This window comes from Kitasatospora sp. NPDC007106 (assembly GCF_040634455.1).
GTDB lineage: Bacteria > Actinomycetota > Actinomycetes > Streptomycetales > Streptomycetaceae > Kitasatospora > Kitasatospora arboriphila.
In genome coordinates, this window is record NZ_JBEYFP010000286.1 from 1 (window position 1) to 7,209 (window position 7,209).

Annotated in this window: 4 protein-coding genes and 1 pseudogene; all 5 read left to right on the plus strand. The window is 76.3% G+C overall.

Features of this window, described 5'->3' with window-relative positions; all coding sequences use genetic code 11:
- Window positions 1-316 (plus strand): annotated as a pseudogene (locus tag ABZ641_RS20960) (N-acetyl-gamma-glutamyl-phosphate reductase); the annotation flags it as partial.
- Between the two features lie 32 nt (window positions 317-348).
- Window positions 349-1,194 carry a [LysW]-aminoadipate kinase gene (locus tag ABZ641_RS20965; protein ID WP_359983792.1) on the plus strand — a complete coding sequence of 282 codons (846 nt, stop codon included), beginning with the start codon at window positions 349-351 and terminating at the stop codon, window positions 1,192-1,194.
- Window positions 1,191-2,351, plus strand: a complete 1,161-nt coding sequence (locus ABZ641_RS20970) for a M20/M25/M40 family metallo-hydrolase (RefSeq protein ID WP_359983795.1) — start codon at window positions 1,191-1,193, stop codon at window positions 2,349-2,351. The genes ABZ641_RS20965 and ABZ641_RS20970 overlap by 4 nt, the downstream gene beginning before the upstream one ends.
- The gene (locus ABZ641_RS20975; protein WP_359983798.1) at window positions 2,348-5,677 is read left to right on the plus strand and encodes an amino acid adenylation domain-containing protein; all 3,330 of its coding nucleotides are present in this window, start codon (window positions 2,348-2,350) and stop codon (window positions 5,675-5,677) included. The genes ABZ641_RS20970 and ABZ641_RS20975 overlap by 4 nt, the downstream gene beginning before the upstream one ends.
- 42 nt (window positions 5,678-5,719) lie before the next feature.
- On the plus strand, window positions 5,720-7,209 hold a 1,490-nt coding region (locus ABZ641_RS20980), incomplete at its 3' end, for an acyl-CoA dehydrogenase family protein (protein WP_359983801.1).

The window sequence follows — 7,209 nt, forward strand, 5'->3', positions numbered from 1 at the left end:
GGTCGAGGCCGCCGAGGGCGTCGACGACCTGGCGATCCGCCGCGCCTACCGGGAGGCCTACCGCGACGAGCCCTTCGTCCGGATCGTCGCCCAGCGCCGCGGCACCTACCGCTACCCGGAGCCCAAGATCCTGCTCGGCTCCAACTTCTGCGACGTCGGCCACGTGTACGACGAGAAGAGCGGGCGGCTGGTGCTGATCGCGGCCCTGGACAACCTGGTCAAGGGCGGCGCCGGCAACGCCGTGCAGTGCCTCAACATCCGCACCGGCCGCCCGGAGGGCCTCGGGCTCTCCTTCCCCGGCCTGCACCCGATCTGACGCCCGATCATCCAGCGAGCGAAAGGACGCCGATGGCACCCCTCACCGTCGTCAAGTGCGGCGGCAACCGCGAGGTCGACGCCGCGGGCATCTGCGCGGACGTCGCCGCCCTCGTCCGGGCCGGACGGCGGGTCGTGCTCGTGCACGGCGGCTCCGCCGAGATCGACCGGCTCGGCGACCGCCTCGGCGTCCCGCACCGCCGCCTCACCGCCCCCGACGGCGTCTCCGCCCGGCACACCGACACCGCCACCCTGGAGGTCGTCACGCTCGCCCTGGCCGGCGCCGTCAAACCCCGGCTGGTCGCCGGACTGCAGGACCACGGCGTCCCCGCGGTCGGCCTCACCGGCCTGGACGGCGGACTGCTGCGGGCCCGCCGCAAGCGCGCCCACCGGGCCGTGGTCGACGGCCGCACCGTGCTCGTCCGCGACGACCACAGCGGCCGGATCACCGAGGTGCGCACCGGTGTGCTCACCACCCTGCTCGACGCCGGGTTCGTCCCCGTGGTCTCCCCGCCGGCCGCCGCCGAGGACGGCCGTCCGGTGAACGTCGACGCCGACCGTGCCGCCGCCGCCGTCGCCGGGGCGCTCGGTGCCGACCGGCTGCTGCTGCTCACCGGCGCCCCCGGGGTGCTCGCCGACCCGGCCGACCCGGACTCCCTGCTGGACCGCTGCGAGGTGTCCGTCGAGGGCGCCCCGGGGGAGTTCGCCCGCGGCGGGATGGCGCTCAAACTGGTCGCCGCCCGCGAGGCCCTGCTCGCCGGCGCCGGACGGGTCACCGTCGCCGACGGCCGCACCCCCGGCGCGCTCGCCCGCGCCCTGGACGGCGCCGGCACCGAGATCGCACTCACCGCCCACGCGACCCCGGCAGGTGGCGCATGACCCCCGCCGAGGCCGACGCCGCCGTCGAACTGCTGGAGTCCGCGCTCGCCGTCCCCTCGCCCTCCGGCGAGGAGCACCCGCTCGCCGTCCACCTCGCCGCCCGGATGCGCGAGGCCGGGCTCACCGCGAGCATCGACGCAGCCGGGAACGTCATCGGCGAGACCGAGCCGCGGCCCGGCCCGACCGTGATGCTGGTCGGCCACCTCGACACCGTCCCCGGTGAGCTGCCGGTCCGCCGCACCGGCGGGGTGATCACCGGACGCGGCGCCGTCGACGCCAAGGGGCCGCTCGCCGCGATGATCAGCGCCGTCGCCGCGGAGGCCGACTTCCCCGGCCGGCTGGTCGTCGCCGGGGTGGTCGAGGAGGAGACCCCGCGCTCGCGCGGCGCCGTCCACCTCGGCCGCACCCGCCCCGCCCCCGACGCGCTGATCGTCGGCGAACCCGGCGGCTGGCAGGGCGTCGTCCTCGGCTACAAGGGCAAGCTCGACCTGCGCTACCGGGTCACCCGCGCCGCCACCCACCCCAGCAACCCCGAACCCAAGGCCACCGAGGTCGCCGCCGCCTTCTGGCAGCACCTGCTGGACCTGCTCGGCCCCGACGCCGGCCACGCCTCCTTCGGCACCCCCGGCGCCACCCTGGTCGCGATGCACGGCGACGCCGCCGCCGCGGCACTCGAGATCGGCGTCCGCACCCCCGTCGGCTTCGACATCCCGGCCTTCACCGCCGCCCTGCGCGAACGCGCCGACGGCGGCACCCTCGACGTCCTCAACGCCGTCGGCGCCGTGCTCTCCCCGCGCACCGACCCAGTCGTCCGCGCCCTCACCGCCGGCGTCCGCGCGGCCGGCGGCACCCCCCGGCCCACCCGGAAGACCGGCACCTCCGACATGAACACCCTCGCCGAGGTCTGGGACGTCCCGATGGCCACCTACGGCCCCGGCGACAGCGCCCTCGACCACTCCGACGACGAGCACATCGCCGTCGACGACTACCTGCGCGGCATCGCCGTCCTGCGCACCGCGCTGCGCCACCTCGCCGCCCTGCCGCCGCGGGCGGCCGCACCCGCCACCGGGCCCGCAGCGGCCGGCACCCGCCCCGACCGACCCGACACCCACCCCGCCGCCCCCGCGGCCCGCCAGCCGGAAGGCGTCCTGCGATGAGTGAGCTGATCAACCGCCTCGCCAAGCTCCCGGGCGAGCGGCGCGCCGCCTTCCTCGCCCAACTGCGCGGCGCCGGGGCCCGGCCCGAGGCCGAGCTGCGCCCCCGCGAGGACCGCGAGCGCCCAGTGCCGCTCTCCTTCGCCCAGGCCCCGCTCTGGTTCCTCGACCGGCTCGCCCCCGGCCTCGCCACCTACAACGTCACCACCGCCTACCGCCTCGACGGGCCGCTCGACACCGACGCCCTCGCCCGCGCCCTGGCCGGCGTGGTCGACCGCCACGAGGCGTTGCGCACCCGCGTCCGCGAGACGCCCGACGGGCCCGTCCAGGAGATCGCCGGGCACCAGTTCGTCGACCTGGCGCCGCTGCCCGCCGAGGGCGCCTCCCCGGACGAACGCGAGGCCTGGGCCGAGCGGTTCGCCGAGGAGTTCGCCCGCCGCCCCTTCGACCTGGAGACCGGACCGCTCTGGCGCGCCGCCCTCCTCCGGTCGGAGCCCGAACGCCACCTGCTCGTCCTCGCCGTGCACCACGTCGTCTGCGACGGCTGGTCGCTCGGCGTCGTCGCCCGCGAACTCGCCGCCGGCTACGCGGGCGAGGCCGTCGCACCCCCGCCCGTCCAGTACGCCGACCACACCCTCTGGCAGCGCGCCCGCCTCACCGGCCCCGAACTCGCCCGGCTCACCGGCTTCTGGCGCGAACGGCTCGCCGGACTGCCCACCGTCGACCTGCCCACCGACCGCCCGCGCCCGCCCGAGGTCCGCTACGAGGGCGCCCACCGCAGCCGGCTGCTGCCCGCCGAACTCGCCCCCCGGGTAAGCGAACTCGCCCGCAGCGAGGGCACCACCCCGTACACCGTGCTGCTCACCGCCTTCCTGCTGCTGCTCCAGCGCTACAGCGGCCAGCACGACCTGGTGGTCGGCTCGCCCACCGCCAACCGCGACCGGGTCGAGATCGAGGACCTGGTCGGCTTCTTCGTCAACACCCTGCCGATCCGCGTCGACCTCGACGGCGAGCCCACCGGCCGCGAGGCCCTCGCCCGGGTGAGCGCCGCCGTCCGCGACTCCTTCGCCCACGGCGAGCTGCCCTTCGAGCAGATCGTGGACGCCGCCCGGCCGCCCCGCGACCCCTCCCGCTCGCCGCTCGTCCAGCTCGCCTTCACCTACCAGAACGCCGACCGCCCACTGCAGCTGACCGGCCTGACGGTCGACCAGTACGCCGTCGACCCCGGCACCTCGCGCTTCGACATGAGCTGGAACGCCACCGAACGCGCCGACGGCCTCGACCTCTACGTCGAGTACGCCACCGCCCTGTTCGACCCGGCGACCGTCGACCGGATGACCGCCCACTACGGCACCCTGCTCGACGCCCTGCTCGCCGATCCCGGCGCCGAGGCCGGCCGGCTGCCGCTGCTCTCCGCCGAGGAGCACGCCGAACTCACCGGCGGCACCTACGACGGCGCCCGCCCGTCCGTCCCCGCCGGCACCCTCGCCACCGCCTTCGCCGAGCAGGCCGCCCGCACTCCGGAGGCCGTCGCCCTCACCGTCTCCGGCCGCGACACCAGCTACGCCGAACTCGACTCCGCCGCCGATGAGTTGGCCGACGCCCTGCGGGCCGCCGGGGCCCGGCCGGGCGAGCGCGTCGCGCTGCTGCTGCCCCGCAGCGAGGAGCTCCTCACCGCCGTCCTCGCCGTGCTGCGCACCGGCGCCGCCTACGTGCCGCTGGACGCCGCCAACCCGCCCGCCCGGATCGCCGCCGTCCTCGCCGACGCCACCCCCGTCGCCGTCCTCGCCACCGACGCGACGGAACACGGTCTGCCGACCGGCTCCCCGGCCCGCCGGATCGTCCACCGCGACGGCCGCTGGCACCCCGAGGGCGGCGCCCTGGTCGCCCTGACGGGATCCGGCGGCGAGGCCGGCCCCGACAACACCGCGTACGTCATCTACACCTCCGGCACCACCGGCACCCCCAAGGGCGTGCCCATCACCCACCGCAGCGCCGTCGCCTTCGCCGACTCCGTCCGCCGGCTCTTCGAGCTCACCCCGGACGACCGGGTGCTCGGCTTCGCCTCCGCCGCCTTCGACGTCTCCGTCTTCGAGACGTTCGCCGCCCTCCTCACCGGCGCCCGGCTCTGCCTCGCCACCGACGAGGAACGCCTCGACCCCGCGCGGCTGCAGGATCTGATGGAACGTCAAGCCGTCACCGTGGTCGACCTGCCGCCCAGCGTGATGGCGCTGCTGGAGCCCGAGCGGCTGCCCGCCCTGCGGATCGTCTTCGTCGGCGGCGAGGCCTTCTCCGGCGAGCTCGTCAACCGCTGGAACCCCGGCCGCCGCTTCTTCAACGGCTACGGCCCCACCGAGTGCACCGTCACCATGATCGTCCAGGAGTGCGCCGGCCACTGGACGGCGAGCCCGCCGATCGGCCTGCCGATGGACAACCACGTCGCCCACGTCCTCGACCGCCACCTCCGGCCCGTCCCGTACGGCGTGCCCGGCGAACTCGTCATCGGCGGCGCCGGATTGACCCCCGGCTACCTCAACGCCCCCGACCTCACCGCACAGAAGATCGTCGCCGACCCGTTCGGCACCGCTCCCGGCGGCCGCCTCTACCGCACCGGCGACCTCGTCCGCCGCGAACCCGGCGGCGCCATCACCTTCCTCGGCCGGATCGACCAGCAGGTCAAACTCCGCGGCCTGCGGATCGAACTCGGCGAGGTCGAAGCCGCGCTGGCCGCCGTCCACGGCATCGGGCAGGCCGCCGCGGCCGTCTGGACGGACCCGCTCGGCGAACGCCACCTGGTCGCCTACACCGCCCCCGCAGACGGCGCCGAACCCGCCGAACCCGCCGCCCTGCGCGCCGCCCTCGCCGAACGCCTCCCCGGCTGGATGCTTCCCGCCCACTACGTCGCCCTGCCCGCCCTGCCGCTCACCACCAGCGGCAAGGTCGACCGGCGCGCCCTGCCCGAACCCGACCCCGCCGCCCGGCCGCGCGGCGGACCGGCCACCGCACCCCGTACCGAGACCGAACGCATCCTCGCCGAGGAGGTGTTCGCCGAAGTCCTCGGCGCCGACGGGATCTCCGTGCACGACAGCTTCTTCGACCTCGGTGGCACCAGTCTGCGCAGCACCCGGCTGCTCGCCCGGATCCGCGAACGCTTCGGCGTCGAGGTGCCGCTCGCCGAGTTCTTCCGCGGCCCCACCGTCGAACACCTCGCCGCCCTCGTCGACCGGGCCCGCGCCACCGCACTCGACGACGACGCCCTGATCGGCCTGATCGAGCGGATGTCCGAGGACGAGGCCGCCCGGCTGCTCGCCGGCGGCTCCGCCTCCTGACCCCCCTTCCGCCAGTCGTCCGAGCCCCCGGAGGAGCACCAGATGGACCACTCGACGGGCCACCCGCCCACCGCCGACGGGCTCGACGCCTTCCGCCGCGACGTCCGCGAGCGGCTCGCCGGCCCCGCCGTGCGGGCCGCCCTCGACGCCTGGCGCGCCGCGCCCGGACCGGACGCCGACGAGCGGCCGCTCTACCGCGAGCTCGGCCGCCAAGGGCTGCTCGCCCCCGACTGGCCCGTCGAGTACGGCGGCCGCGGCCTCGGCCGCGCCGAGGCCGCCGCCCTCTACGAGGAACTCGTCCGGGCCGGCATCCCCGACACCCTGCACGTCAACACCGTCCAGATCGTCGGCCTGTTCCTGCTGATGGCGGGCACCCCCGAACAGAAGGCCGCCCACCTGCCCGCCATCGCCGCCGGAGAGCGCTTCGCCAGCGTGCTCTACACCGAACCCGAGACCGGCTCCGACCTGGCCGCCCTGCGCACCACCGCCGTCCGGGACACCACGTCGGAGCCCGCGGACGGCTGGCGGCTGGACGGCACCAAGGTGTTCAGCCTGAAGAGCGACCGCACCCACCTCGGCCTGTGCGCCGCCCGCACCGGCCCCACCGACGGCCGCTACCACGGCATCAGCCTCTTCCTGGTCGACCTCGCGGCGGAGGGGGTGCACCGCAGCGTGATCCCCGGCCTCGCCGACGAACAGTTCCACCGGGTCGAGCTGCGCGGCGTCCGCGTCGGCGCCGACGCGCTGGTCGGCACCGAACACCAGGGCTGGCCGCTGCTCACCCAGGCGCTCGCCGTCGAACGCACCGGCCTGGACTACGCGTTGAAGGCCGAACGCTGGTACCGGGCCGTCCTGGCGCAGGGCCTCGACCGGCCCGAGGAGATCGCCCGGTACGGCGCCGCCGTCGACGCCGCCGCCCTCTTCGCCGCCCGCCTCACCGCCGGGGTCCCCGCCCCCGCGGACGGCGGAGGCCACACCGCCGAGGTGGACGAACCGCTCTCGGCCGCCGCCAAGTACCACACCAGCGAACTCGCCCAGGAGATCGCCGGCTGGGCCGCCGCCCACGGCCTCTCGACGCCCGGCACCGACCCCGGCCTGGAGGCCGGCTACCGGGAAGCACCCGGACTCACCCTCTCGGCCGGCACCTCCGAGGTGATGCTCCAGGTCGTCGCCGGAGCCGGCGCCCTCGACCCGGGCGACGACCTCCTGCAACAGCAACTCCGGCAAGCCGTACGGAAACTGCTCGACCGGGCGGTCACCGGGAGGCCCCGGCCCGGAGTCCGTGACGCACCCGCCGAGGACGGCACCGACTGCCCCTCCTGGCCCGCCCTCACCGAACTCGGCGCCCCGCTCTTCGAGGTGCCCGCCGAGTCGGGCGGACTCGACCTCGGCCTCGCCGCCGCCACCGTCGTCGCCGAGGAACTCGGACGGGCCGCCCTCCGCGGCCCCTACCTGGACACCGCCGCCGCCCTCGACCTGCTCGACCCGGACGCCGTCGGCCCCGCCGCGGAGGCCGCCTGCGCCGGAACGCC